Origin of the sequence: Klebsiella sp. D-Nf1 (assembly GCF_002810515.1) — a bacterium.
GTDB classification, from domain to species: Bacteria; Pseudomonadota; Gammaproteobacteria; order Enterobacterales; family Enterobacteriaceae; genus Klebsiella; species Klebsiella variicola.
Genome location: NZ_PIOK01000005.1, coordinates 54176 through 79207 on the forward strand (window position 1 = coordinate 54176; position 25032 = coordinate 79207).

Annotated in this window: 20 protein-coding genes; 8 read left to right on the forward strand and 12 right to left on the reverse strand. The window is 57.3% G+C overall.

Annotated features, from left to right (window positions below; all coding sequences use genetic code 11):
- The first annotated feature begins 147 nt into the window (after positions 1-147).
- From feoA to feoC, 3 genes are read left to right on the forward strand one after another with little or no spacing between them, the layout of a single operon-like run.
- Positions 148-375 (forward strand): ferrous iron transporter A, encoded by a 228-nt coding sequence (gene feoA, locus CWM54_RS19245; protein ID WP_002920506.1) that lies wholly within the window; start codon positions 148-150, stop codon positions 373-375.
- Positions 376-402: 27 nt separating this feature from the next.
- Positions 403-2721, forward strand: coding sequence for a Fe(2+) transporter permease subunit FeoB (gene feoB / locus CWM54_RS19250; RefSeq protein WP_100698153.1), 2319 nt, complete (start codon positions 403-405; stop codon positions 2719-2721).
- A gap of 9 nt (positions 2722-2730) precedes the next feature.
- Positions 2731-2970, forward strand: coding sequence for a [Fe-S]-dependent transcriptional repressor FeoC (feoC, locus tag CWM54_RS19255; RefSeq protein ID WP_061153100.1), 240 nt, complete (start codon positions 2731-2733; stop codon positions 2968-2970).
- A gap of 86 nt (positions 2971-3056) precedes the next feature.
- Here feoC and CWM54_RS19260 read toward each other — a convergent pair whose 3' ends face one another.
- Entirely contained in the window at positions 3057-3326 is a 270-nt protein-coding gene (locus CWM54_RS19260; RefSeq protein ID WP_002920510.1) for a YdgH/BhsA/McbA-like domain containing protein, read from the reverse strand.
- A 120-nt stretch (positions 3327-3446) separates the two neighbouring features.
- Positions 3447-4220, reverse strand: coding sequence for a pimeloyl-ACP methyl ester esterase BioH (gene bioH, locus CWM54_RS19265; RefSeq protein WP_100698155.1), 774 nt, complete (start codon positions 4218-4220; stop codon positions 3447-3449).
- A gap of 39 nt (positions 4221-4259) precedes the next feature.
- Between bioH and gntX the strand changes: the two genes are divergently transcribed.
- The 3 genes from gntX to gntT all read left to right on the forward strand — a co-directional run bounded on the left by gntX (position 4260) and on the right by gntT (position 7221).
- Positions 4260-4934: a DNA utilization protein GntX gene (gntX, locus tag CWM54_RS19270; protein ID WP_100698157.1), complete on the forward strand. Its 675-nt coding sequence runs from the start codon at positions 4260-4262 to the stop codon at positions 4932-4934.
- A 58-nt stretch (positions 4935-4992) separates the two neighbouring features.
- A complete protein-coding gene (gene nfuA / locus CWM54_RS19275) occupies positions 4993-5568 on the forward strand; it encodes a Fe-S biogenesis protein NfuA (RefSeq protein WP_061153097.1) in 576 nt (191 codons plus the stop codon).
- A 336-nt stretch (positions 5569-5904) separates the two neighbouring features.
- A complete protein-coding gene (gene gntT, locus CWM54_RS19280) occupies positions 5905-7221 on the forward strand; it encodes a gluconate transporter (protein WP_008806999.1) in 1317 nt (438 codons plus the stop codon).
- A gap of 102 nt (positions 7222-7323) precedes the next feature.
- Here gntT and malQ read toward each other — a convergent pair whose 3' ends face one another.
- Positions 7324-9417 (reverse strand): 4-alpha-glucanotransferase, encoded by a 2094-nt coding sequence (gene malQ / locus CWM54_RS19285; protein WP_074387052.1) that lies wholly within the window; start codon positions 9415-9417, stop codon positions 7324-7326.
- A gap of 10 nt (positions 9418-9427) precedes the next feature.
- Positions 9428-11818, reverse strand: a complete 2391-nt coding sequence (malP, locus tag CWM54_RS19290) for a maltodextrin phosphorylase (RefSeq protein WP_100698158.1) — start codon at positions 11816-11818, stop codon at positions 9428-9430.
- A 624-nt stretch (positions 11819-12442) separates the two neighbouring features.
- On the opposite strand from malP, the gene malT reads away from it, so the two are divergent.
- Positions 12443-15148: an HTH-type transcriptional regulator MalT gene (gene malT / locus CWM54_RS19295; protein WP_061153094.1), complete on the forward strand. Its 2706-nt coding sequence runs from the start codon at positions 12443-12445 to the stop codon at positions 15146-15148.
- Between the two features lie 15 nt (positions 15149-15163).
- On the opposite strand, the gene CWM54_RS19300 is transcribed toward malT, so the two are convergent.
- Genes CWM54_RS19300 through glpE form a run of 3 tightly spaced genes read right to left on the reverse strand, consistent with a single transcriptional unit; the run spans position 15164 to position 17182 of the window.
- Positions 15164-15922, reverse strand: coding sequence for a DeoR/GlpR family transcriptional regulator (locus tag CWM54_RS19300; protein WP_002920548.1), 759 nt, complete (start codon positions 15920-15922; stop codon positions 15164-15166).
- A gap of 49 nt (positions 15923-15971) precedes the next feature.
- Positions 15972-16802 carry a rhomboid family intramembrane serine protease GlpG gene (gene glpG / locus CWM54_RS19305; protein ID WP_008806994.1) on the reverse strand — a complete coding sequence of 277 codons (831 nt, stop codon included), beginning with the start codon at positions 16800-16802 and terminating at the stop codon, positions 15972-15974.
- Positions 16803-16852: 50 nt separating this feature from the next.
- Complete coding sequence (gene glpE / locus CWM54_RS19310; RefSeq protein ID WP_032733885.1) at positions 16853-17182, reverse strand: thiosulfate sulfurtransferase GlpE; 330 nt, start codon at positions 17180-17182, stop codon at positions 16853-16855.
- Between the two features lie 203 nt (positions 17183-17385).
- On the opposite strand from glpE, the gene glpD reads away from it, so the two are divergent.
- Complete coding sequence (gene glpD / locus CWM54_RS19315) at positions 17386-18894, forward strand: glycerol-3-phosphate dehydrogenase (protein WP_100698160.1); 1509 nt, start codon at positions 17386-17388, stop codon at positions 18892-18894.
- Positions 18895-18956: 62 nt separating this feature from the next.
- Here glpD and CWM54_RS19320 read toward each other — a convergent pair whose 3' ends face one another.
- The 5 genes from CWM54_RS19320 to glgC form a co-directional block, all read right to left on the reverse strand.
- Positions 18957-19256: a helix-turn-helix domain-containing protein gene (locus CWM54_RS19320; protein WP_004174017.1), complete on the reverse strand. Its 300-nt coding sequence runs from the start codon at positions 19254-19256 to the stop codon at positions 18957-18959.
- A complete protein-coding gene (locus CWM54_RS19325; RefSeq protein ID WP_100698162.1) occupies positions 19256-19603 on the reverse strand; it encodes a type II toxin-antitoxin system RelE/ParE family toxin in 348 nt (115 codons plus the stop codon). The genes CWM54_RS19320 and CWM54_RS19325 overlap by 1 nt, the downstream gene beginning before the upstream one ends.
- A gap of 214 nt (positions 19604-19817) precedes the next feature.
- A complete protein-coding gene (gene glgP, locus CWM54_RS19330; protein ID WP_100680896.1) occupies positions 19818-22265 on the reverse strand; it encodes a glycogen phosphorylase in 2448 nt (815 codons plus the stop codon).
- Positions 22266-22282: 17 nt separating this feature from the next.
- Positions 22283-23716 (reverse strand): glycogen synthase GlgA, encoded by a 1434-nt coding sequence (glgA, locus tag CWM54_RS19335; RefSeq protein WP_100698164.1) that lies wholly within the window; start codon positions 23714-23716, stop codon positions 22283-22285.
- Positions 23716-25011, reverse strand: a complete 1296-nt coding sequence (glgC, locus tag CWM54_RS19340; RefSeq protein ID WP_008806989.1) for a glucose-1-phosphate adenylyltransferase — start codon at positions 25009-25011, stop codon at positions 23716-23718. The genes glgA and glgC overlap by 1 nt, the downstream gene beginning before the upstream one ends.
- Between the last annotated feature and the right edge of the window lie 21 nt (positions 25012-25032).

Genomic DNA, 25032 nt, shown 5'->3' on the forward strand with positions numbered 1-25032 from the left:
CGCATCATATGTATTGATGATAAAAACCATTCTCATTATCATCATTTTCAGTACGCTTTTTCCTTTTTCGTTGGCTACGGTCCCCGGCGCGGCTGTCCCAGACGCCCGGTCAATTCTTCTTCGGTTAGCGATACACAAGTAGGCCCTATGCAATTCACACCTGATAGTGCGTGGAAAATTACCGGATTCTCCCGCGATATTAGCCCAGCATACCGTCAGAAATTGCTTTCCCTCGGCATGCTGCCCGGTTCCTCTTTTCATGTGGTTCGCGTAGCGCCGCTCGGCGATCCTGTTCATATTGAAACCCGACGCGTCAGTCTGGTATTACGCAAAAAAGATCTCGCCTTAATCGAACTGGAAGCGGTTGCACAATAACGGCTGGCCGGCACAAGAGTGTGAAATATGAAAAAATTAACCGTTGGTTTAATTGGTAATCCTAATTCCGGCAAGACCACCTTATTTAATCAGCTGACCGGCGCCCGCCAGCGCGTAGGCAACTGGGCCGGGGTCACCGTTGAGCGTAAAGAGGGGGTTTTCGCCACCACTGACCACCAGGTCACGCTGGTCGACCTCCCGGGGACCTACTCCCTGACCACTATCTCCTCGCAGACCTCGCTGGACGAGCAGATTGCCTGCCACTACATCCTGAGCGGCGACGCCGACATGCTGATTAACGTGGTTGATGCCTCCAACCTCGAGCGAAACCTCTATCTGACGCTGCAGCTGCTTGAGCTGGGGATCCCCTGCGTGGTCGCGCTGAACATGCTGGATATCGCCGAAAAGCAGCAGGTGCGAATTGATATCGACGCCCTCGCCGCCCGTCTCGGCTGCCCGGTAATTCCGCTGGTCTCAACCCGCGGACGCGGGATCGAAGCGCTGAAGATTGCCCTCGACCGTCATCAGGCGAACAGCAATATTGAGCTGGTTCACTATCCGCAGCCGCTGCTGCGCGAAGCTGACCTGCTGGCGCAGCAGATGTCAGCGCAGATCCCGACCCGGCAGCGGCGCTGGCTGGGTCTGCAGATGCTGGAGGGCGATATCTACAGCCGGGCCTATGCCGGCGACGCCGCCGATAAACTGGATATTGCTCTGGCGAATCTCAGCGACGAGATCGACGACCCGGCATTGCATATCGCAGACGCGCGCTATCAGACCATCGCCGCCGTTTGCGACGCCGTCAGCAACACCCTGACCGCCGAGCCAAGCCGCTTCACCGCGGCAATGGACAAAGTGATCCTCAACCGCTTCCTCGGGTTGCCGATTTTTCTCTTTGTCATGTACCTGATGTTCCTGCTGGCGATCAACATCGGCGGCGCGCTGCAGCCGATTTTCGATGCCGGCTCAGTCGCGGTCTTTATTCACGGTATTCAATGGCTGGGCTACACCCTGCACTTCCCGGACTGGCTGACCGTCTTCCTCGCCCAGGGGATCGGCGGTGGTATCAACACCGTGCTGCCGCTGGTGCCGCAGATCGGCATGATGTATCTGTTCCTCTCCTTCCTTGAGGACTCCGGCTATATGGCGCGCGCCGCCTTTGTGATGGACCGCCTGATGCAAGCCCTCGGCCTGCCGGGGAAATCCTTTGTCCCGTTGATTGTCGGTTTCGGCTGCAACGTGCCGTCGGTGATGGGCGCCCGCACCCTTGACGCGCCGCGCGAGCGTCTGATGACCATTATGATGGCGCCGTTTATGTCCTGCGGCGCGCGGCTGGCGATCTTCGCTGTCTTCGCGGCCGCGTTCTTTGGTCAGAACGGTGCGCTGGCGGTCTTCTCGCTCTACGTACTGGGCATTGTGATGGCCATTCTCACCGGCCTGATGCTGAAGCACACCATTATGCGCGGTGAAGCCTCGCCGTTCGTGATGGAGCTGCCGGTGTACCACGTCCCGCACATCAAGAGCCTGATTATCCAGACCTGGCAGCGGCTGAAAGGCTTTGTGCTGCGCGCCGGGAAGGTGATCGTCATTGTCAGCATTTTCCTCAGCGCGCTGAACAGCTTCTCGCTGAGCGGTAAGGTCGTCGACAACATCAACGACTCCGCGCTGGCCTCGGTGAGCCGGGTCATTACGCCGGTGTTTAAACCGATCGGCGTGCATGAAGATAACTGGCAGGCCACCGTCGGCCTGTTTACCGGCGCGATGGCGAAGGAGGTGGTGGTCGGTACGCTGAACACGCTCTATACCGCCGAAGATATCCAGAATGAGGAATTCAATCCGCAGACCTTCAGCCTCGGCGAAGAACTGCTCGCCGCCGTCGACGAGACATGGCAGGGACTGAAAGACACCTTCAGCCTCAGCGTCCTGGCCAACCCCATCGAAGCCAGCAAAGGCGATGGCGAAATGGCCACCGGCGCCATGGGCGTGATGGGCAGTAAATTTGGCAGCGCGGCGGCGGCATACAGCTACCTGATCTTCGTCCTGCTCTATATCCCCTGCATCTCGGTGATGGGCGCCATCGCCCGCGAATCGAGCCGTGGCTGGATGACCTTCTCCATCCTGTGGGGGCTGAATATAGCCTATTCGCTCTCGACGCTCTACTACCAGACCGTCAGCTTTAGCGACCACCCGCGCTACAGCCTGGTGTGTATCCTGGCGGTGGTGTTGTTCAACGTGGTGCTCTTCGGCCTGCTGCGCCGGGCGCGCAGCCGGGTGGATGTCTCGCTGCTGGCCACCCGAAAAACGCCGGCCTCCTGCTGTTCCAGCCCGGCTGGCGATTGCCACTAAGGAGGGTCTGTGGCGTCGTTAATGGAAGTCCGCGATATGCTGGCCCTGCAGGGCCGCATGGAGGCGAAACAGCTCAGCACCCGCCTGCGGACGCCTCAGCCGCTGATTGACGCGATGCTGGAACGGATGGAAGCCATGGGTAAGGTGGTACGGATCAGCGAAACGAGCGAGGGCTGTCTCTCAGGCAGCTGTAAAAGCTGTCCTGAAGGGAAAGCGGCGTGCCAGCAGGAGTGGTGGGCGCTGCGATGAAAGGAGTCAGGTCAGGTCGTGCAACGAGGTAAATGAGTGAGACATCAGTGAAAAACGGGCCAGCAGGCCCGTTTTTTATGACTGGATTATTTATAAACGTCAGCGTTAGCGTGAACGGTTTTTTCGTTTTTCTGCCCGGCAATCACCACAAAGTATTTCCCACCCAGCTCATCCGCTTTTTTAGACAGATCGCGTCGAGCGTCCATCGGTGACGTCGTCCTGGAGGTCGTGATGCTGCCGACCTTGGTCAAATTCATCTTCGCCACATCTTCTTTTTGGATCTCTTTCGCAGCGAATGCGCCAAACGACAGGGTGCCAATCACCAGAGATGCAACCATTCCTGTAACAAGTTTCATAGCCTCTACTCTCCATAAGGTTGTTATTGTAGGTCACGGTGGCGGAATGAAATAATCAACCACCGTAACAACCTAAGTATTGCTAGGAATGGCCCTTTTACCATCGCGCGGCAAAAAAAATTACCCTAGCCGCTTTTTCAACGCCAGCAGCGGCTCGCAGAACGCCTCGGGATGAGAAACAAACGGCGCATGCGCTGCCTTATCAAAAAGGATCGACTCGCTTTCCGGCCACAGCTTATCCAGCAGCGGAACAATCTTGCGCGGCACCAGTCCGTCCAGCCGGCCATACAACCGCAGCAACGGCATCGGCAGCCCGACCAGCGCCTGGCGCAGATCGACCGTTCTGAGGATCTCCAGTCCGCCGTTCAACGCCTCGGCGGAAGGCATCGGCAGCGAGAGCACCGCCTGCTTTAACGCCCGCGCATCCTGACGCGCGCTCTCTGTGCCCATGGTTTGCAGAGCGAGGAATCGCTCGACGGTGCGCTGGAAATCTTCGCTCAACTGCTGCTGAAACCCGGCCAGCACCTCGGGCTTGATGCCGGGCCAGTCTTCACGGGCCGCGAAACAGGGGGAAGACGCGACCGTCACCAGCGCCTGCACGCGTTCCGGATACATAATCGCGACCTGGCTTGCCACCAGCCCGCCCAGGCTCCAGCCCAGCCACACCGCCTGAGGAGGAGCCTGCTCCAGCACCCGCTGCGCCATCGCCTCGAGCGACATCGCCCCATATCCGCCGCTGCGGCCATAGCCCGGCAGGTCCACCAGGTGGAGGGTAAAATGCGAAGCCAGCTGCGGCGTGATGCAATCCCATACCTGGGCGTTCAGCCCCCAGCCGTGCAGCAGCACAAGATGACAATCACCTTCGCCGATTGTTTGCCACCAGATGTCGTTCATCCGTTACCGTTCTCTTTTTTACTGGACAGAAGGCCAAATATGCTAACAGCACACAGCTTATGCTGGCTATGCCAAATGCCGCTGGCGCTCGCCCACTGGGGGTTCTGCTCTCGTTGCAGCCGCGCCCTGCTCGCCTGCCCCCCGCTCTGCCCGCAGTGTGGCCTGCCGGCGGCGACATCCCATCACCCCTGCGGCCGCTGCCTGCAAAAGCCGCCTCCCTGGCATCGGCTGGTGGCGGTCAACGACTATCGCCCACCGCTGAGCGGTCTGGTCCAGCAGTTGAAGTTTCACCATCGTCCGGAGCTGGGGCCCGCCCTGGCGCGTCTGCTGCAGCTGCGCCTTAAGCAGCGGCACGATTTGCCGCCGGTGGACGGTATGGTCGGCGTACCGCTGTGGCGCCGTCGTCGCTGGCATCGAGGTTATAATCAGTGCGACGAGCTGTGCCGGCCGCTAGCCCGCTGGCGAGGATGTCTTTGGCATCGCAATGGTCTGACGCGCCAGCGAGCCGGCGCCGTTCAGCATTCGCTTAATGCCCGTTTGCGCAGGCAGAACCTGAAAAATGCCTTTCAGCTTGAATTTGCCGTGCAGGGACTCCATATCGCTATCGTGGATGATGTCGTCACGACCGGCAGCACCGTCGCCGAGATATCCCGCCTGCTTTTGCGAAACGGCGCCGCGACGGTTCAGGTATGGTGTTTGTGCCGTACCTTGTAGACCCCCGCTGATGGGCGTATTATAACCCAGTAAAATAGTCAACTATTAGGCCAACGCTATGATCCGTATTTCCGATGCTGCACAAGCGCACTTTGCCAAACTGCTGGCAAATCAGGAAGAAGGGACGCAAATTCGCGTATTTGTGATTAATCCCGGCACCCCAAACGCTGAGTGCGGCGTATCTTACTGCCCACCGGATGCGGTGGAAGACACCGACACGGCGCTGAAATTTGAACAGCTGACCGCCTATGTCGATGAACTCAGCGCGCCGTATCTGGATGACGCTGAAATCGATTTCGTCACTGACCAGCTTGGCTCTCAGCTGACGCTGAAAGCGCCGAACGCTAAAATGCGTAAAGTCTCTGACGATGCCCCGCTGATGGAGCGCGTCGAATACCTGCTGCAGTCGCAGATTAACCCGCAGCTGGCGGGCCACGGCGGCCGCGTGTCGCTGATGGAAATCACCGACGACGGTCTGGCTATTCTGCAGTTCGGCGGCGGATGCAACGGCTGCTCGATGGTCGACGTGACCCTGAAAGAAGGCATTGAAAAACAGCTGCTGAATGAGTTTCCGGAGCTGAAAGGGGTTCGCGATTTGACCGAGCATCAGCGTGGCGAGCACTCCTACTACTAAGTTTTCTCGCCGGCGGCAACCTGCCGCCGGCTCTCCCTGGTCCTTTCTGTGTTACCGCGCAACATCTCCCGCTAAATGCCCGGCAAAAACCGGGGAAAGAGTATGACTTAAGTCTCATATTTAACATTTTCCCCCGTCAGGTGATTCTCAACCCTCACATGTTACCCGTATCATCCACTTCAGGCACCACCGGCAAAAAAATAGCCAGCTATCCTTTCTCTGGGTAAGGATAATGCAAGTGTTTACGGTGCCAGACTATTTTGCTCCCTGATGGAGCAGATGTCTTACAGGTTGAAACTTTGACGTTACCCATAACAAATTAAGGCCAGGTAAATCATGCCATTAATCATCGTTGCTATCGGGGTTGCCCTGTTATTGCTGTTAATGATCCGTTTCAAAATGAACGGCTTCATTGCGCTGGTTCTGGTGGCGCTCGCCGTCGGATTAATGCAGGGTATGCCGCTGGATAAAGTGATCGTCTCCATCAAGAACGGCGTTGGCGGCACCCTCGGCAGCCTCGCGCTGATCATGGGCTTCGGCGCTATGCTCGGTAAACTGCTGGCAGACTGCGGCGGCGCCCAGCGTATCGCCACCACCCTTATCAATAAGTTCGGTAAGAAGCATATTCAGTGGGCGGTTGTGCTGACCGGCTTCACCGTCGGCTTCGCGCTGTTCTATGAAGTGGGCTTCGTGCTGATGCTGCCGCTGGTGTTTACCATCGCCGCCTCGGCCCGCATCCCGCTGCTGTACGTCGGTGTCCCGATGGCTGCTGCGCTCTCCGTCACCCACGGCTTCCTGCCGCCGCACCCGGGTCCGACCGCGATTGCCACCATCTTCCATGCCGATATGGGCAAAACGCTGCTCTACGGTACCATTCTGGCTATCCCGACGGTTATCCTGGCAGGGCCGGTGTTTGCGCGCTTCCTGAAAGGCATTGATAAGCCGATCCCGGAAGGCCTGCATAACCCGAAAGTGTTCACTGAAGAAGAGATGCCTGGCTTTGGCGTCAGCGTCTGGACCTCGCTGGTACCGGTGATCCTGATGGCGATGCGCGCCGTGGCCGAGATGATCCTGCCGAAGGGCCACGCCTTCCTGCCGATTGCTGAGTTCTTCGGCGACCCGGTGATGGCCACCCTGATTGCGGTACTGATCGCCCTGTTCACCTTCGGTTTGAACCGCGGCCGCTCCATGGAGCAGATCAACGATACCCTGACTTCTTCTATTAAAATCATCGCGATGATGCTGTTGATCATCGGCGGCGGCGGCGCCTTCAAACAGGTGCTGGTGGATAGCGGCATGGATAAATACATCGCCTCTATCATGCACGAATCGAACATGTCTCCGCTGTTTATGGCGTGGTCTATCGCCGCAGTACTGCGTATCGCGCTGGGTTCAGCGACCGTTGCCGCCATCACCGCGGGCGGGATTGCCGCGCCGCTGATCGCCACCACCGGCGTCAGCCCGGAACTGATGGTTATCGCCGTTGGCTCCGGCAGCGTTATCTTCTCTCACGTCAACGATCCGGGCTTCTGGCTGTTCAAAGAGTACTTTAACCTGACCATCGGCGAGACCATCAGGTCCTGGTCGGTGCTGGAAACCATTATCTCAGTGTGCGGCCTGGTAGGCTGTCTGCTGCTGGGGATGGTGGTGTAAGGTAACTCCCGCCATAGAAAAAGGCCGGTCCGCATTATGCGGGCCGGCCTTTTTTTTCAGACATGCTCTTCGCCGCGCAGCGAACGACGCGGCGAGAAGTCATCAGGAGGCGGCTTTCTTGCTCGCCGCCTTACGCCGTTTATCCAGATCCTTAATCAGCTTATTGACCTGTTCATCGGCAAACATCTGCTCCAGGGTGACGGACAGCTTCCGGCGCCAGTTCGGGTATTCGGTGCTGGTACCCGGAATGTTAACCGGCGACGCCATCTCCAGCCAGTCTTCCGGCTGCAGGCCTAACAGGGCACTATTGCTGTCGGCAATGTAACGCTGCATCCCCCGATTGAGGATCCCCGTCATGCTCATCAGCGAGGCCTTATGTCCGGCACGCTTGGGCAGACAACCGTACTTATGCAGCGCATCCAGTAGCCCTTGCTTCGCCAGCTCACGGTCCTGGTACAGTCCGCGCAGCACCACCTCGTCGGGATAGAGCCCCAGCGCTTTACCTAACGTCAGATCGCCGCTTTCCCAGTAGCCGCGGAGGGTGGGCAGGTCGTGCGTCGTCGCCACAGCCATTGATTGCTCCGGGTACAGCGCCGGCGCGCGGAACGTTTTCTCTGCATCACTCTCAAAATAGAGCACCTTATAAGAATAGACGCCGCTATTGCGTAACTTGCTGACAATCTCCACCGGTACCGTGCCCAGATCTTCACCGATCACCATGCAGCGATGACGCTGGCTTTCCAGGGCCAGGAGCGACAGCAGATCGTCGACGGGATACTGAACGTAAGCGCCATGGTCGGCGGTCTCACCATAAGGGATCCACCACAGACGCAGCACCGACATCACGTGATCGATGCGCAGCGCACCGCAGTTTTGCATATTGGCGCGCAGCAGTTCGATAAACGGCTCATAGGCGCGGGCGGCAATAATATGCGGATCCATCGGCGGCAAGCCCCAGTTCTGGCCCAGCGGGCCCAGAATATCCGGCGGCGCGCCCACGGACGCTTTCAGGCAGTACAGCTCACGGTCGCACCAGGTCTCCGACCCGCCTTCGGCGACGCCCACCGCCAGATCGCGGTAAAGACCGATCGGCATGCTATCGCGCTGGCTGGTTTCCCAGCAGGCGGCAAACTGGCTCCAGGCCAGCCACTGCAGCCAGAGATAGAAACTGACGTCGTCCTCATGCTCAATGCAGAAGGCTTTCACCTCCGGGCTGTCGATATCCTGAAAGGCCTTCGGCCAGGCCGGCCAGCCCCAGCGCAGCGGGTCCTGTTGTACCTGCCAGGCGTGAAGCGCATCGAAAGCGGCCTGCCAGTAGAGGCTTTCCCCTTCGCGCAGAACAAACTCGCGGAACGCCGTCATCTGCTCATCTTCACGACGAGAGAATCGTTTCCACGCCATACGCAGCGCGGTCATTTTCAGCGTGGTGACCGCGGTATAGTCGACATCATCCGTTTGCCGCGCCGCCTGCAAGGCCTGCTGGGTCGCTGCGGACTGCCACCACGCCTGCGCCTCTTCGCTACGCTGGAAATCTTCAACCGCGTTGACGTCGATATAGATGACGTTCAGCCAGCGACGTGAAGACGGGCTATACGGACTGGCGCTCTCCGGGTTCGCCGGATAGAGAGCATGTATCGGGTTAAGGCCAATAAACGACCCGCCGCGGCGGGCGATTTCCGGCAACATGGCCCGCAGATCGCCAAAATCGCCGATCCCCCAGTTTTTCTCCGAGCGCAGGGTATAAAGCTGCACGCAGGTGCCCCACAGCTTTTTCCCCTCTTTTAGCGGCTGCGGCTCGTAGCAGCGGGCTGGCGCGACGATGGTCCGGCAATGCCAACGCTCCCCCTCCTGAGTGAGGGTCAGGGAGTGGTACCCCTCCGGCAATTTGGCCGGCAGCGGCAGTGCTTCGCCGCCGCGGGTTTTCCCTTGATACTGCTTACCGTCCTCAGTGGTCAGGATCCACTGATACTCACCGCGTCCTGCCACCGGCAGCGACATTTTTTTGCCGTGGGTGAAAATTTTCACGTTCGGCAGCGGGTTAACCGCCACTTTCGTGGCGGCGGTAGAGCGATGCATCGCATCCAGCAGGCGCTGTTTGGTGACAGCCGCGATAGACTGCGGCTTGCCGTGCGCGTTGATATAGCTGGGGCTGATGCCCGCCGCCAGCGCGGCATTATCGAGGCGTTTACTCTCCATAGGCCTTCCTTTAGCGTTTCGCCTGCCAGATACGTTGCTGATAATCGCGGATCGAGCGGTCAGAGCTGAACATGCCGCAGCGCGCGGTGTTGAGGATAGTCGCGCGAGTCCAGGCCTCCTGGTCGCGATACAGCTCATCTACCCGTTTTTGCGCCGCCACGTAGGCTGCGAAATCGGCCAGCACCAGGTACGGGTCGCCGCCCTGCAGCAGGCTGTGCAGCATCTCGTCGAAGGCATGCTTGTCGCCGTTGCTGTAGGTACCGTTCTCCAGTTCCTTAAGCACCGCATCGAGCAGTTTGTCTTTTTTACGCCATTTCAGCGGATCGTAGCCTTTCGCTTTCAGCGCTTTTACTTCTTCTACCGTGTGGCCGAAGATAAAGATGTTCTCCTCGCCCACCTGCTCGGCGATTTCCACGTTAGCGCCATCCAGCGTCCCGACGGTCAGCGCGCCGTTCAGCGCCAGCTTCATGTTGCCGGTGCCAGAGGCTTCTTTACCCGCGGTGGAGATCTGCTCGGAGATATCCGCCGCCGGGATCAGTTTTTCCGCTGCCGATACACAATAGTCCGGCAGGAAGACCACTTTCAGCTTATCGCCGACTTTCGGGTCGTTGTTGATCGCTTCCGCTACCTTATTGATGGCAAAAATAATGTTTTTCGCCAGATAGTAGCCCGGCGCCGCTTTCGCGCCGAACAGGAAGACGCGCGGTACGCGATCGGCCTGCGGATTTTCGCGGATCTCTTTGTACAGCGCGAGGATATGCAGCAGGTTGAGATGCTGACGCTTGTACTCGTGCAGACGTTTGATCTGGATATCGAAAATCGCCTGCGGGTTAATCTCAATCCCGGTGCGCTGCTTCACAAACTCGGCCAGATGGACTTTGTTGGCCTGTTTAATATCACGATAGGTCTGACGGAACGCCGCATCGTCAGCGTATTTTTCCAGGTTGATCAGCTGATCGAGGTCATTGGCCCACTCTTTTTTCAGCGTCTCATCCAGCAGCGAGGCCAGCGCCGGGTTGCACTGCTTGATCCAGCGGCGCGGCGTGATGCCGTTGGTCACGTTATGGAATTTGTTCGGCCACAGCTGGTTATATTCCGGGAACAGATCTTTCACCACCAGGTCAGAGTGCAGCGCTGCCACGCCGTTGACGGCAAAACCGCTCACCACGCACATGTTGGCCATCCGAACCTGCTTGTCATGCACCACCGCCAGCTTCGCCCAGACCTGCTTATCGCCAGGCCAGGTTTTATCCACCAGCAGTTTAAAGCGGTCGTTAATCTCTTTAATGATCTGCATATGGCGCGGCAGCAGCGCTTTCACCAGCTTCTCATCCCAGCACTCCAGCGCTTCCGGCATCAGGGTGTGGTTGGTGTAAGCAAAGGTTTTGCTGGTGATCGCCCAGGCGTCGTCCCAGCTTAGCTGGTGCTCATCAATCAGCACGCGCAGCAGTTCCGGGATAGCAATGGTCGGGTGCGTATCGTTCAATTGGATCACTTCGTAGTCCGCCAGTTCGGACAGCTTGCGACCTGCCAGATGATGGCGGCGCAGGATATCGGCCACCGAGCAGGCGCACTGGAAGTACTGCTGCATCAGGCGCAGTTTTTTACCGGCCTGATGGTTGTCGTTCGGGTACAGCACCTTAGTCAGTTTTTCCGCGTCGATACCCTGCTGCTCGGCACGCAGGAAATCGCCGTCGTTGAATTTGGTCAGGTTGAACGGATGGGCGTGTTTGGCCTGCCACAGACGCAGCGGCTGGGCGACATTGTTGCGATAGCCGAGCACCGGCAGATCCCAGGCTTCGCCGGTAATGACGAACGCCGGCTGCCATTCACCGTTTTTGCTGACTTTACCGCCGATGCCAACCTGGACATCCAGTGCGTCGTTATGGCGGAACCAGGGGTAGTTGTTACGACCCCAGTCATCCGGGGCTTCCATCTGCTGGCCATCGTCAAAAGACTGGCGGAACAGACCATACTGGTAGTTGAGGCCGTAACCGGTGGCCGACTGGCCTACGGTCGCCATGGAGTCGAGGAAGCAGGCAGCCAGACGTCCCAGGCCACCGTTACCCAGCGCCGGGTCGGTTTCTTCTTCCAGCAGATCGGTGAGGTTGACGTCATAACCTTTCAGCGCATCGCTCACGCCCTCGTACCAGCCCAGGTTGAGCAGGTTGTTGCCAGTCAGACGACCAATCAGAAACTCCATCGAGATGTAGTTAACGTGACGCTGTCCTTGCGCTGGTTTTGCCACCGGCTGCGCCGACAGAAGTTCCGCCAGCGCTCCGCTGACCGCGCGCCACCATTGACGCTGCGTCATCTCGGAAGCGGACTGTAAACCAAAATGCTGCCACTGACGCGTCAGTGCAGCTTGAAACTGAGCTTTGTTAAATGAAGTCTGTGACATAATGAGATCCGGGTCCTTTACTAAAACGATGGCGCTAGTGTGCCGACCTCCCGATTCATCGTCCTCATCCCGACGGGGATTAGACAGGGAGGAGTGGCGGGGATGAGCGAAAAGTGTGATCCTGGACACTATAGTGTGGGTGAGAAGGCAAAAATATGCTGTAAAAATCACCGCCGTATGACAATCAAGAAGTGACGTCCGCAGGGTAAAAATTTGTTACAGGCCAATACGCGCTAAAAATCTTCCCGCCTCTCGCCAGGTTATTAAAAAAATAAATAGATCGCTCTGGAGAAATAAGCACATTTCATCACATTGCCCCGCAAAAAAGATTACTTCTAAGAAATCACTGACAATAATTTAATAAAAACAAACGACTACTCTTCACATAAAATAAATCTCTCCCCGCTCCGCCAGCCGCCGTCTAAAAACCGCTGACGGCGAGTCCTGTCTGCGATTTTTCCCCATTCTCAACCAATGTCAAAATTTGTGACATAGAGCAAATTCAAGAGCATAAAGTTCGGACATAACTTGCAATAAATTTCATAATCACCGACCTTATTAGATATTAATTACGAAGCGCAAAAAAAATCGCAACCTCTCTCTTGCACAGCGAAATGTAGAACTATGTTGATTCCGTCCAAATTAAGTCGTCCGGTCCGCCTTGAACACACTGTGGTTCGTGAGCGTTTACTGGCGAAACTTTCCGGCGCGAACAATTATCGTCTCGTGCTGATCACCAGCCCTGCCGGGTACGGTAAAACAACGCTCATTTCTCAGTGGGCCGCGGGTAAAAACGATCTCGGGTGGTTTTCGCTGGACGAAGGCGACAATCAGCAGGAGCGTTTTGCCAGCTATCTGATCGCGGCGATCCAGCAGGCCACCGGCAACCACTGCGCGGCCAGTGAAGCGATGGTGCAAAAGCGCCAGTACGCCAGTCTCTCCTCTCTTTTTGCGCAGCTGTTTATTGAACTCGCCGACTGGCAGCGCCCGCTGTACCTCGTCATTGATGATTATCATCTGATCAATAATCCGGTGATCCATGACGCGATGCGCTTTTTCCTGCGCCATCAGCCGGAGAATATGACCCTGGTGGTGCTGTCGCGTAACCTGCCGCAGCTGGGCATTGCCAACCTGCGCGTCCGCGATCAACTGCTGGAGATTGGCAGCCAGCAGCTGGCCTTTACCCACCAGGAAGCGAAACAATTTTTCGACTGCCGTCTGACATCGCCAATCGAAGCCGACGACAGCAGCCGGCTGTGCGACGACGTCGCCGGGTGGGCCACCGCGCTGCAGCTCATCGCCCTCTCCGCCCGCCAGAATAACTCTTCCGCCCAACACTCCGCCCGCCGCCTCGCCGGGATTAACGCCAGCCATCTGTCAGATTATCTGGTGGATGAAGTACTGGATAACGTCGACGCCCGCACGCGTAGCTTTTTGCTGAAGAGTTCTCTGCTGCGCTCAATGAACGACGCGTTAATCGTGCGCGTCACCGGCGAAGAGAATGGCCAGATGCAGCTGGAGGAGATCGAACGTCAGGGGCTGTTCCTGCAGCGGATGGATGATTCCGGCGAATGGTTCCGCTATCACCCGCTGTTTGGCAGCTTCCTGCGCCAGCGCTGTCAGTGGGAGCTGGCGGTTGAACTGCCGGAGATCCACCGCGCTGCGGCGGAAAGCTGGATGGCGCAAGGGTTCCCCAGCGAGGCCATTCATCATGCGCTGGCGGCTGGCGATGCCAAAATGCTGCGCGATATCTTACTCAACCACGCCTGGGGCATGTTTAACCATAGCGAACTGGGGCTGCTGGAGCAGTCGCTGTCGGCACTGCCCTGGTCAAATCTGCTGGAAAATCCGCGCCTGATCCTGCTGCAGGCCTGGCTGATGCAGAGCCAGCATCGTTACAGCGAAGTCAACACCCTGCTGGCGCGCGCCGAGCAGGAGATGAGTGTGGAAATGGACACCGCGATGCATGGCGATTTCAACGCTCTGCGCGCACAGGTAGCGATTAACGACGGCGACCAGGACGAAGCGGAACGTCTGTCGATGGTGGCCCTGGAAGAGCTGCCGCTGGCCAACTATTACAGCCGCATCGTCGCCACCTCGGTGCATGGTGAAGTCCTCCATTGTAAGGGGAAACTGACCAAATCCCTCGCGGTGATGCAGCAGACCGAACAGATGGCCCGCCGCCACGACGTGTGGCATTACGCGCTGTGGAGCATCATTCAGCAAAGTGAAATTCTCTTTGCCCAGGGCTTCCTGCAGGCTGCCTGGGAGAGCCAGGAGAAAGCCTTCCAGCTGGTGCGTGAACAGCACCTTGAGCAGTTGCCGATGCATGAGTTCCTGCTGCGCATCCGTTCTCAGCTGCTGTGGGCATGGGCGCGCCTCGACGAGGCAGAAGCTTGCGCCCGCCAGGGAATGGACGTTCTCTCTACTTATCAGCCGCAGCAGCAGCTGCAGTGTCTGGCGCTGATGGTCCAGTGCTCGCTGGCGCGCGGCGATCTGGATAATGCCCGCAGCCACCTGAACCGGCTGGAAAACCTGCTCGGTAACGGTCACTATCACAGCGACTGGGTCTCCAACGCCGATAAGGTGCGGGTGATCTACTGGCAGATGACCGGCGATAAAACCGCGGCGGCCAACTGGCTGCGCCAGACGCCGAAGCCGGAATTCGCCAACAACCACTTCCTGCAGAGCCAGTGGCGCAACATTGCCCGGGCGCAGATCCTGCTGGGCGATTTCGAACCGGCGGAAATGGTGCTGGAAGAGCTGAACGAAAATGCGCGTTCGCTGCGTTTGATGAGCGATCTCAACCGCAACCTGCTGCTGCTCAATCAACTGTACTGGCAGGCGGGACGCAAGAGCGAAGCGCAGAAAGCCTTGCTCGAAGCCCTGACGCTCGCCAACCGCACCGGCTTTATCAATCACTTTGTGATTGAAGGCGAGGCGATGGCTCAGCAGCTGCGCCAGCTGATCCAGCTGAACACTCTGCCGGAGCTGGAGCAACACCGCGCCCAGCGTATTCTGCGCGACATCAACCAGCATCATCGCCACAAATTCGCCCACTTTGACGAAGGGTTCGTCGAGCGGCTGCTGAATCACCCGGAGGTGCCGGAGCTTATCCGCACCAGCCCGCTGACCCAGCGCGAATGGCAGGTGCTTGGCTTAATCTATTCCGGTTACAGCAACGAGCAGATTGCCGGCGAGCTTGACGTGGCGGCTACCACCATCAAGACCCACATTCGCAACCTGTATCAGAAACTGGGCGTCGCCCACCGGCAGGACGCGGTGCAGCATGCTCAGCAGTTACTCAAGATGATGGGATACGGCGTCTGACGACGCCGTTGCCGTTTAGCACAGCTCCAGTTGGAGGTTGTTATCGGTGATGACCTTCAGCACGCCCGCCGGCGGCAGCACGTCGGTATAGACCGCATCGACCATACTGATACTACCCATATTGACCATCGCATTGCGGCCAAACTTGGTATGATCCACCACCAGCATCACGTGGCGTGAATTCTCAATGATCGCGCGCTTGGTGCGCACTTCATGATAATCAAACTCCAGCAGCGAGCCATCGCTGTCGACGCCGCTGATGCCAAGAATGCCGAAGTCGAGACGGAACTGCGAGATAAAATCCAGGGTCGCTTCCCCAATGATCCCGCCGTCGCGACTACGCAGTTCACCGCCGGCGAGAATAATGCGGAAGTCCTCTTTGACCATCAGCGTATTGGCCACGTTCAGGTTGTTGGTCACAATGCGCAGATCGTTGTGATCGAGCAGGGCATGCGCCACCGCTTCCGGTGTGGTGCCGATATCAATAAACAGCGTCGCGCCGTCCGGGATCTCGCTGGCCACCCGCCGGGCGATACGCTCTTTTTCCGCCGTCTGGGTCGCTTTGCGATCGTGCCAGGAGGTGTTCACCGAGCTGGAGGGCAGCGCCGCGCCGCCGTGATGGCGGAGGATCATTTTCTGTTCGGCTAAATCGTTCAGGTCACGGCGGATGGTCTGCGGGCTGACCGCGAACTGCTCAACCAGCTCTTCCGTGCTGACGTAACCCTGTTTTTTTACCAGCTCGATAATCGCGTCATGACGTTGTGTTTGTTTCATGAAATATCCCTGGAAAAATGTCGCCTACCCGACCCCTGTCGGTAAGTCTTTATGCGCGTTTTCGCCCATGCAAGGTATCAACAAACGCCATCGCCAGGCCGGTCGCCAGACCAGCCACGTGCGCGCCGTTAGCGATCGCCATGCCGAAAACGTCAAACCAGCCAGCAATTAACCATACTAAAGAGAAGAGTATCAACCCGCGCTGCAGATAAATACCGCTCTGCGGATCGCGCTCGCCCCGCAGCCAGACGTAGCCCATCAGCGCGTATACCACGCCCGATAAGCCGCCAAACCACGGGCCGCTAAACTGATGCTGCACGAAGCCGCTCAACAGGGCGCTGATAACGGTGATCACCACCAGTTTGCCACTGCCGATGCGCTTTTCCACCGCGCCGCCGAGATACCACCACCATAGCAGGTTGAAGAGAATATGCATCAGCGAGAAATGCATGAAAGCATGGCTGAAATAGCGCCAGGCTTCGAACTGCAGCGAAGGATCGTAGGGCCAGGCCAGCCAAATCATCACCGGCTGATCGCCAAGCAGATTTTGCAGGATAAACACCGCGATGCAGATGAGCAGAATCGCCCAGGTGAACGGGCCGGCGTTATGCCGCAGCGTGGCAAAGAAAGGAAAGCGCTGATAACGCAACCCGCTATTGGTCTGTCCGGACTGCCAGCTCGCGGCCAGATAACGCGGGTCCGCAGGATTCTCAAGGAAGCGGGCCAGCTCAGCCCTGACGCGACCGGCCTGACTCTCATCAGCCAGCCAGACGTCGCTCTGGGCGTGCTGCTGAATGGTCAGGATAATCCCCTGCGTCGCCATATAATCGACAAACGCCTGGGCCACCCGCGGATTGGCAAAAGAGGTAATCATTAACATGCAGCGAATCGCTTATTCCACACAAAGGGGGATAGTATACCTGCCAGCCGTTAAAACGTCCCGTGCGCCACTTCCGCCGGGAAATGGCGATGCCAGGCGTCGAACCCGCCATCAACGCTGTAGACCTTATCGAATCCCTGCTGCAGCAGATATTGCGCGGCGCCCTTACTGCTGTTGCCGTGATAGCACATCACCATCACCGCCGTGTCAAAGTCGTTATCACGCATAAACGCGCCCAGCGTATCGTTGGTCAGGTGAAACGCGCCCGGCGTATGGCCCATCGCATAGCTTTGCGGATCGCGGATATCGACCAGCACTGCCTTCTGCTGATGCAGTTTCTGGTGCGCTTCTTCAACATTGATACATTCAAACTGTTCCATGGTTCTCTTCTCTTTCTCGTCATGACGGGCGATGGCGGCCCAATTTTACCCTGTAGTGTACCGTCAGGCGGTAAAGAAACGCCAATATGTTACACCCATCACTCCAAAATGTTTTTTTGATGTTACCAAAAGCGCGTTTGTTTGCTATAGTGAGCGATATCGAGCATTTGTGAGCTTAAACGAAAGTGTGAGAGGGTAAGAACGTGGAAACCAAAGATCTGATTGTGATAGGCGGAGGCATCAACGGTGCCGGTATCGCGGCAGATGCCGCCGGGCGGGGTTTATCCGTACTGATGCTGGAAGCGCGCGATCTCGCCTGCGCTACCTCCAGCGCCAGTTCCAAACTGATCCACGGCGGGCTACGCTACCTCGAACACTATGAGTTCCGCCTGGTCAGCGAAGCGCTGGCCGAGCGTGAAGTGCTGTTAAAAATGGCTCCGCATATCGCCTTCCCGATGCGCTTTCGCCTACCGCATCGTCCACATCTGCGTCCGGCATGGATGATCCGTATCGGCTTGTTTATGTACGATCATCTGGGCAAACGCACCAGCCTGCCGGGCTCCACCGGGTTGCGTTTTGGCGCAGAGTCGGTGCTGAAGCCGGAAATTGTGCGCGGTTTCGAATATTCCGACTGCTGGGTCGACGATGCCCGCCTGGTGCTGGCCAACGCGCAGATGGTCGTCCGCAAAGGCGGCGAAGTGCGCACTCGCACTCGCGCCATCTCGGCAAAACGTGAAAACGGCCTGTGGGTGGTGGAAGCGGAAGATATCGATAGCGGCGAGAAGTTTACCTGGAAGGCGCGCGGTCTGGTCAATGCTACCGGCCCGTGGGTCAAACAGTTCTTCGACGACGGCATGCATCTGCGTTCCCCTTACGGTATCCGTCTGATCAAGGGCAGCCACATCGTGGTGCCGCGAGTGCATACTCAGAAGCAGGCCTATATTCTGCAGAACGAAGATAAACGCATTGTATTTGTTATCCCGTGGATGGATGAGTTCTCCATCATCGGCACGACGGACGTGGAATATAAGGGCGATCCGAAAGCGGTAGCCATTGATGATAAAGAGATTAATTACCTGCTGAACGTCTATAACGCGCACTTTAAAAAGACCCTCAGCCGGGACGATATCGTCTGGACCTATTCCGGCGTCCGTCCGCTGTGCGATGACGAGTCGGATTCGCCGCAGGCGATCACCCGCGACTACACGCTGGATATTCACGATGAGAACGGCCAGGCGCCGCTGCTCTCCGTCTTCGGCGGGAAGCTGACCACCTATCGCAAACTGGCCGAGCATGCGCTGGAAAAACTGACCCCCTATTACAAAGGGATCGGTCCGGCATGGACCAAAACCGCGGTGCTGCCGGGCGGCGATATCGGCGGCGACCGGGATGACTACGCGGCAAAACTGCGTCGTCGCTTCCCGTTCATCAGCGAATCACTGGCCCGCCATTATGCCCGCACCTACGGGAGCAACAGCGAGTGGATCCTGAAGGAAACCAGTGCTCTGAGCGACCTGGGAGAAGATTTCGGTCACGAGTTTTATGAAGCCGAACTGAAATATCTGGTTGAGCACGAATGGGTGCGCAGCCTGGATGACGCCATCTGGCGTCGTACCAAACAGGGCATGTGGCTGAATGCCGAGCAGCAAGCGCGCATCAGCGAATGGCTGGCGCAACATACGGGAAAGTCTGAGCTGTCGTTAGCGTCCTGACATCGCGTGGCGCCAGGAGAGAAATACCCGGGCTATGGCTTGCGCTTGGCCCGGATACCTGTTCACAAATTAAACGAGACTTTTTTTCCAGTCGGCAATGTGACATTTATACTGAGTTCTCCACCCAATGCCGCAATGTAGCGTTTTAGGGTCGAAAGCCGAGGGTCGTTATCAGTCTGTTCCATTTTAGCGATCGTTGGCTGCTTTACCCCCATAGCCGCAGCCATCTCTGTTTGCGACATTTGCAACTCTTCTCGAAGCAAGTTTAAAGCGACAGACTGGCGTATCTCTGCCGCTTTCGCTGCAATACGCTGCTGGCTTTCAGGACTCTGTTTCGCCATGAGTTCTTTTAGCGTGGCCATTATCGCTCCTTAGTCAGGTGTTGGCTGAATTCTCTATCAGCCAGAGTAATCATCTCTTTGTAAAAACGTTTCTCATTCATGCCATCCTTATTGCCCGCACATAAAACGATAGCTTTCCGCAGAGGATCAAAAGCAAAAAAGGTGCAAATGGGGAGCCCATGATGCTGAACCCGCAGTTCTTTCATATTCTGAAACGTTGAATCTTTCACCGTATCAACATACGGGCGCCCAAGCTGCGGACCAAACTCAGACAAGATGAGCATCGTGGCCAACATATCCTCTTTTAAAGCTCTACTTTGTAATTCGAACCAGGCATCAAACGTATCCGTCGTTTCTACATCCCACATAGGCGATCCCTCATAGCCTAAAGGCTATTATCCATATTATAGCCATTAGGCTATGAACGTAAACTTATTGAGCCTTTATCGTACTGCTGGCGAATTCACGTCAATAGTATATTCCCGCAATAGCCTGAATCCTCCCCGGCACTTTTCCGAATAAAACGTTCTCCGCACAGACAGAAACGGGGCCAAATGGCCCCGTTGTGTTGCATTGACTGGCTTACAGCCTTACCGGATCGATATGCCAGATATATTTCGCGTACTCCTGGATCGTCCGGTCGGAAGAGAAGTAACCCATATTGGCAATATTCAGCATCGCCTTATAGGCCCACTCTTCCGGATGTTGATACAGGTCGTCGACGCGATCCTGGCAGTCCACATAGCTCCGATAGTCCGCCAGCACCTGATAATGGTCGCCAAAGTTAATCAGGGAATCCAGCAGGTCGCGGTAGCGTCCCGGTTCCGTCGGGCTGAATACACCGGTACCGATCTGCGTCAGCACCTGGTGTAGCTCTTCATCCTGCTCGTAGTATTCGCGCGGTTTATAGCCGCTGCGACGCAGCTCCTCCACCTCTTCCGCGGTGTTACCGAAGATAAAGATATTCTCTTCGCCCACGTGCTCCTGCATCTCGACGTTTGCCCCATCGAGGGTGCCGATAGTCAACGCCCCGTTAAGGCCAAATTTCATATTGCTGGTGCCGGAGGCTTCGGTGCCGGCCAGAGAAATCTGTTCCGACAGGTCTGCCGCCGGAATGATCAGCTGCGCCAGGCTTACACTGTAGTTGGGGATAAAGACGACCTTCAGCTTGTCGCCAATCTGCGGATCGTTATTGATCACCGCCGCCACATCATTGATCAGGTGGATAATATGCTTGGCCATATAGTAGGCCGAGGCCGCTTTACCGGCGAAAATATTCACCCGCGGCACCCACTCCGCCTGCGGATCGGCTTTGATCCGGTTATAGCGGGTAATGACGTGCAGCACATTCATCAGCTGGCGTTTGTACTCGTGGATACGTTTGATCTGCACATCAAACAGCGCCTTCGGATTCACCACCACATTGAGCTGCTGAGCAATATAGCTGGCGAGCCGCTGTTTGTTCTCCAGCTTGGCCTGACGCACCGCCTGATTGACCGTCGGATAGTCGATATGCTGCTTCAGTTCTTCAAGCTGGCTCAGATCGGTCCGCCAGGTGCGGCCGATATGCTCATCCAGCACTTTCGACAACGGCGGGTTGGCCAGCGCCAGCCAGCGGCGCGGCGTGACGCCGTTGGTGACGTTGGTAAAGCGCATCGGGAAGATTTTGGCGAATTCGGCAAACAGCGACTCCACCATCAGCCGCGAATGCAGCTCAGACACCCCGTTGACCTTGTGGCTGACTACCACCGCCAGCCAGGCCATCCGCACGCGACGTCCGTTGGACTCGTCGATAATCGAGGTACGGCTAAGCAGCGCGGTATCGTTGGGATACTGCTCCTGAAGCGTCTTGAGGAAGTAGTCGTTAATCTCAAAGATAATCTGCAGATGACGCGGCAGAATTTTGCCCAGCATATCCACCGGCCAGGTCTCGAGCGCCTCGCTCATCAGCGTATGGTTGGTATAGGAGAAGACCTGACAGGTCACCTCGAACGCCTCGTCCCAACTGAATTTATGTTCATCGATCAGCAGGTGCATCAGCTCCGGTATCGACAGCACCGGGTGGGTGTCATTCAGGTGAATGGCAATCTTGTCCGCCAGGTTGTCAAAGGTCTTATGCAACATGTAATGACGGCTCAAGATATCCTGTACCGTGGCCGACACGAGGAAATACTCCTGGCGCAGACGCAGCTCGCGTCCGGAGTAGGTCGAGTCGTCCGGATACAGCACGCGAGAGACGTTCTCGGAGTGGTTTTTATCCTCTACCGCAGCGAAGTAGTCGCCCTGGTTGAATTTACCAAGGTTAATCTCGCTACTGGCCTGCGCGCTCCACAGACGCAGCGTGTTGGTGGCGTCGGTGTCAAAGCCGGGGATGATCTGATCGTAGGCTTCCGCAATAATCTCTTCCGTCTCAATCCAGCGGGTTTTCTTCCCTTCCTGCTGAATGCGGCCGCCGAAGCGTACTTTATAGCGGGTGTTGTGGCGCTCAAACTCCCACGGGTTACCGTATTCCAGCCAGTAGTCAGGGGACTCTTTTTGCCGGCCATCGACGATATTCTGTTTAAACATCCCGTAGTCGTAGCGGATCCCGTAGCCGCGTCCCGGCAGGCCCAGCGCCGCCAGGGAATCAAGGAAGCAGGCCGCCAAACGGCCCAGACCGCCGTTGCCCAGTCCGGGGTCATTCTCTTCATCGATCAACTCTTCCAGATCGAGCCCCATCTCCGCCAGCGCGCTGCTCACATCGTCATAAATGCCCAGCGACAACAGCGCGTTAGAGAGGGTACGGCCGATCAGGAACTCCATCGACAGATAGTAAACCTGGCGCACTTCCTGCGAAAGCTGCGCGCGGTTGGAGCGCAGCCAGCGCTCTACCATGCGATCGCGAACGGCAAACAGCGTGGCGTTAAGCCATTCATGCTTGTTGGCGATGGCCGGATCTTTACCGATGATAAACATCAGCTTATAGGCAATAGAGTGCTTTAACGCCTCAACGCTCAGCGTCGGTGATGCATAGCTAAAGGGTACATTCATAACAATGACTCCAGTGGTTACATCAAGCGTTGATAAAGTTCGCGATAGGAGTTCGCGGCAACATGCCAGCTAAAATCCATATTCATCGCCTGACGCTGCACATAGCGCCAGAGCGACGGGCGCGACCAGAGAACAAAGGCGCGACGAATAGCGCGCAGCAATGACAGCGCATTGCTGTCCTCAAAGACAAACCCTGTCGCCAGACCATCGGCAAGGTTCTCCAGCGAACTGTCAGACACCGTATCCGCCAGCCCCCCGGTGCGGCGCACCAGCGGCAACGTGCCGTACTTCAGACCATACAGCTGAGTTAAGCCGCACGGTTCAAAGCGGCTCGGCACCAGAATGACGTCGGCGCCGCCCATAATGCGGTGGGAGAAGGCCTCATGGTAGCCAATCTGCACCCCCACCTTGCCCGGATGTTCGGCGGCAGCGGCGAGGAAACCTTCCTGCAGCACCGGGTCGCCGGCGCCCAACAGGGCCAGCTGGCCGCCCTGCTCAAGCAAACCCGGCAGCGCTTCGAGCACCAGATCCAGCCCTTTCTGACTGGTCAGGCGGCTAACCACGGCAAACAGCGGCGCTTTATCATCGACCTTCAGGCCCATGGCGATCTGCAGCTGACGCTTGTTCTCCGCCTTCTCCTCCAGCGTGTCGCGATCGTAGCGCATCGGCAGCAGCAGATCGTTTTGCGGACTCCAGATACCGTCGTCAACGCCGTTGAGGATCCCCGACAGCCGCCCCTCATGATGGCGCTGACGCAGCAGCCCTTCCATGCCGTAGGCGTATTGCGGTTCGGTGATCTCGCGCGCGTAGGTCGGGCTCACTGCCGTAATATGGTCGGCGTAGTAAATTCCGGCCTTCAGAAACGAGATCTGACCGTTAAATTCGAGGCCATGCATGTTGTAAAACGACCAGGGCAGCTCGATATCATTCATATGCCAGGAGTAAAACATCCCCTGGTACGCCAGATTGTGCACGGTAAAGACCGATTTAGCCGGATGCCCACGCGCTGCCAGATAGGCTGGCGTCAGGCCAGCGTGCCAGTCATGGGCATGCACGACATCCGGGCGCCAGAATGGATCCAGTCCGCTGGCCATTTCGCTTCCCACCCAGCCCAGCAGCGCAAAGCGCAGGACGTTGTCGGTATAAGCGTGCTGGTTGGTATCGTGGTATGGGCTCCCCGGCCGGTCATAGAGATGTGGGGCATCTATCAGGTAGATCCCCACGCCGTTAAAGTGGCCGTACAGCAGCGTGATCCGCCCGGCGAAGGTATCGCGGCGGGTCACCACCTGGGCATCCACCACGCCGCGGCGGATATCGGGAAACGCCGGCAACAGCACGCGGGTATCGATACCCTCCGCAATTTGCGCCGCCGGCAGTGCGCCGATGACGTCCGCCAGACCGCCCGTCTTTAACAGCGGGAACATCTCAGAACATACATGTAAGACCTGCATTAGCGCTCCTGTTTGTGCCCCAATTTCCGCAGCATGTCGCGGGTCACCAGCACGATACCTTCCTCTGAGCGATAGAAGCGGCGTGCATCCTCTTCCGCGTTCTCACCAATCACCATACCTTCCGGGATGACGCAGGCGCGGTCAATCACGCAGCGACGCAGGCGGCATGAGCGCCCTACCCAGACATCTGGCAACAAGACTGCCGAATCAATGTTACAGAAGGAGTTCACCCGCACGCGCGGGAACAGCACCGACTGCACCACCACCGACCCGGAGATAATACAGCCGCCGGAAACCAGCGAGTTCAGGGTCATGCCGTGGCTACCGGAGCGGTCCTGCACGAACTTCGCCGGCGGCAGCGATTCCATATGGGTGCGGATCGGCCAGTTCTGGTCGTACATATCCAGCTCCGGCGTGACTGACGCCAGATCGAGGTTGGCCTTCCAGTAAGCCTCCAGCGTCCCCACATCGCGCCAGTACGGCTCAGCGTTCGGGTCAGACTGCACGCAGGAGAGCGGGAAAGGATGTGCATAAGCCATGCCAGCTTCGGTGATCTTCGGAATGATATCTTTGCCGAAATCGTGGCTGGAGTTTTCGTTGCGATCGTCTTCTTCCAGCAGCTCATAAAGATAGGCGGCGTCAAAGATATAAATGCCCATACTGGCCAGTGATTTGGTCGGATCGGTTGGCATCGCCGGCGGGTTAGCGGGTTTCTCGACGAACTCAATGATTTTTTCGTTTTCATCGACCGCCATAACGCCGAAGGCGGATGCCTCTTCAATGGGCACAGGCATGCAGGCCACGGTGCAACGCGCCCCTTTTTCGACATGGTCGATCAGCATGCGCGAGTAATCCTGCTTATAAATATGATCGCCCGCGAGGATCACCACGTACTCCGCTTTGTAGCGGCGGATGATATCCAGGTTCTGCGTCACGGCGTCCGCCGTGCCGCGATACCAGTTTTCGCCGTGCACGCGCTGCTGGGCTGGCAGCAGATCGACAAACTCATTCATCTCTTCGCTGAAGAACGACCAGCCGCGCTGGATGTGCTGCACCAGCGTGTGCGACTGATACTGGGTAATGACGCCGATACGGCGGATCCCTGAGTTAATGCAGTTAGATAATGCGAAATCGATAATACGGAACTTGCCGCCGAAGTGAACGGCAGGTTTCGCACGCTTAATGGTGAGATCCTTGAGCCGGGTGCCACGCCCGCCCGCGAGGATCAACGCCACGGATTTGATGGGTAATTGACGCGCCAGCATCAGCGGATCGTTTTTTTCAAGCCTAACCATGATTAACTCCTTTTTACACCC